This window comes from Phyllobacterium sp. (assembly GCF_037994405.1).
Classification (GTDB): Bacteria; Pseudomonadota; Alphaproteobacteria; order Rhizobiales; family Rhizobiaceae; genus Phyllobacterium.
The window spans coordinates 1-2,775 of record NZ_JBBNAN010000131.1 but is presented as its reverse complement, the minus strand read 5'-3'; the positions used below and the strand labels follow the sequence as shown (position 1 = coordinate 2,775).

General features: G+C 57.5%; 2 protein-coding genes and 1 pseudogene. 2 read left to right on the top strand and 1 reads right to left on the bottom strand.

Going from position 1 to position 2,775, the window contains the following annotated elements:
* Positions 1-249 (bottom strand): sulfatase-like hydrolase/transferase (locus tag AAAC48_RS08185; RefSeq protein ID WP_340653711.1); only part of this gene is annotated, 249 nt, incomplete at its 3' end.
* Between the two features lie 364 nt (positions 250-613).
* On the opposite strand from AAAC48_RS08185, the gene AAAC48_RS08180 reads away from it, so the two are divergent.
* Entirely contained in the window at positions 614-2,338 is a 1,725-nt protein-coding gene (locus AAAC48_RS08180; protein WP_340653710.1) for an arylsulfatase, read from the top strand.
* Positions 2,339-2,399: 61 nt separating this feature from the next.
* A pseudogene (locus AAAC48_RS08175) lies at positions 2,400-2,775 on the top strand (haloacid dehalogenase-like hydrolase); the annotation flags it as partial.

Genomic DNA, 2,775 nt, shown 5'->3' with positions numbered 1-2,775 from the left:
GTCATTGGGAGGGATACCGTAGAATTCATCGAACCTCTGATTTTGCGGCCGACTGTAAGTTTGTGCACCGAGATGCCATTTACCGAAGATCGCCGTCGCGCAACCTGCGTCGTGTAGCATCTCTGCCATGGTGACTTCCTTCTCCGGCAGCGAAATAGGTGTTCCGGCAACTGCAACAAGTGAAAGACCGGAGCGCATGGAATAGCGGCCCGTCATCAACGCAGCGCGCGACGGAGTGTTGACGCGCATTCCATCAATCTAAGGGCCGAAGGAGAATTCATCGGAATAAACTTGTAGAAGTTGAATAATTAAAACTTTAGGGGTTTGCCGACGATATTCTGGTTTGTAACTGTTACGTACTTCACTGACAACCGATCTAACTATAATTTGAAAATAGCAGGCATACCCGCGAAGAAAATACTTTAGACGGCGTTTAAACGGACGGCACCTCACGGCTGCGAATTTGCGTACACTGCGTACCAATCGAATACCTGATCAGGCATTGCTCACATCGTTGTTTCGTACAGCTGGGAGGTACGTTTCAGGCCGCCCAACGCGGTCTCCATCACCTCGTCAAAAAATAAGGACTTAACGTCAAACGGAGGAGCTGAAAATGACTGGGAGAATCCTGAAGTACAGCTTTGGCGCGCTAGTTGCCGGGGCGGTGTTCTGCGGAGCGTTCGCACCGGCCGAGGCGCAGGACGCGCAAAATAAGCCTAACATCCTGTTCATCATGGGCGATGATATCGGCTGGATGCAGCCGGGTATTTATCACCGCGGCTTGATGGTCGGGGAAACGCCCAACATTGATCGCATCGGCCAGGAAGGCGCGATGTTCACGACCTATTATGCCGAGCAAAGCTGCACGGCGGGGCGGAACGCATTCTTTACCGGGATGCATCCGCTGCGCACCGGCATGATCCCGCCGCAACTGCCGGGCAGCCCCTCGTATCTGCGACCCGGCACACCGTCGCTGGCATGGTTCCTGCGCGACCTCGGCTATAACACCGGCGAGTTTGGCAAGAACCACCTTGGCGATCACACCGATGCGCTGCCGACCGCTCACGGTTTTCACGAGTTCTGGGGATATCTCTATCACCTTGATGCCATGCAAGGGGTAAGCTTCCCCGACATCAACAAGACGCCGACCGAGCAGACGGTTGCACCGCCGTGCAAGAACACGCCGATCCCTGGGCTTCAGGAAGATCCGGCTGCGGTCGACCCTGCGAAGACGACTTGCCTGACGCCGCCGCGTCCGATGCTGGCCTGCAAGTCCTCCGATGGGACCGCCGCCAACCAAAGCTGCAAGGACGAAGGCCCGCTGACGCTGGAACGCTCGAAGACGGTGGACGAGGAGATTTCCAGCCACGTCATCGACTTCCTCGACCGTAATGACCCGAAGAAGACCAACAAGCCGTTCTTCGTCTGGTACAACCCGGCGCGCATGCACGTCACCACCGTACTGCCGGACAAATACATGGGAATGGTGGGCGAGCCCGGCGGCAAGGACTGGGGCGTCAATGAAGCCGGCATGAAGCAGATGGACGACAATATCGGCTACGTGCTGAAAAAACTCGATGAGATGGGACAGCTCGACAACACCATCATCGCCTTCACCACCGACAACGGCGCGGAAACCATCACCTTCCCCGACGGCGGCACGACCCCGTTTAAGGGTGGCAAGCTGACCACCTGGGAAGGCGGAATGCGTGCCCCGCTGGTCGTGCGCTGGCCCGGTCATATCGAGCCTGGAACGGTGAAGAACGACATATTCGCCTCGCTCGATTGGCTGCCTACACTGGTCGACATAGCCGGCGGTCCGAAGGGTAACGAGCTTAAGGCAGAAATCGAGAAGGGTGCCTATCCCGGGATTGTCAAAACCACGCTCGACGGAGTCAATCAGCGGGAATATCTCGAAGGCAAGTCGGATAAATCCGCCCGCGATACGTTCTTCTACTATTCCGGCAAGGACCCGTCTGCCGTGCGCTACAAGAACTGGAAGATGTACTTCGCGATGGTGTCAGATTCGCCCGAAGGCTTCCTCAACGGGGTAGTCCCCTACCATTGGACCCAGGTCGTCAACATCAAGCGCGACCCGTTCGAAACCTCGGTCGGGCAGCAGATTAAGACCCTCTTCGGCCAGGGCGGGGCTCTTGCCGGGCCTGTCACCGCCTACATATACGACTGGAACCTCCTGCCAATCGGTCAGGTCCTGTGGCTGAAGGAACTCCAGAGCTATGTCGACTACCCACCGATGCAGGATCCGGCCAGCTACAATCTGGAGCAGGTCGTCCAACAGGTTAAACAAATGCGATCGGAGCGTCGCGCCGGCGAATAGCGAGCCCTTGGGAGCGGATGCCCTTGGGGCGTCCGCTCTATCGCATAATGGAGACCTTGCCATGCTATCGCTAAACGTTCTCTTCAAACACATAATCGCAGGTGCGCTCCTGCTGCTGGCGAGTGCAACAGCGCAGGCTCAGACGGACCTCTTGCCGTCATGGAACGACACGGCACCCAAGACGGCGATAGTCGAGTTCGTGCAGGCAACGACCGACAGCGCGAAACCAACCTTTGTCCCACCCGAGGCGCGGATTGCGACCTTCGACCAGGACGGTACGCTCTGGGTCGAACACCCGATGTACAGCCAAGTCATCTACTGCCTTGATCGGGTTCCTGCCCTGGTCGCCGAGAAGCCCGAACTAAAAGAGGTTGAACCGTTCAAGACGGTGCTGATCGGCGACCGCGAGGCGATCGCCAAGCTGCCGATGACCGAAC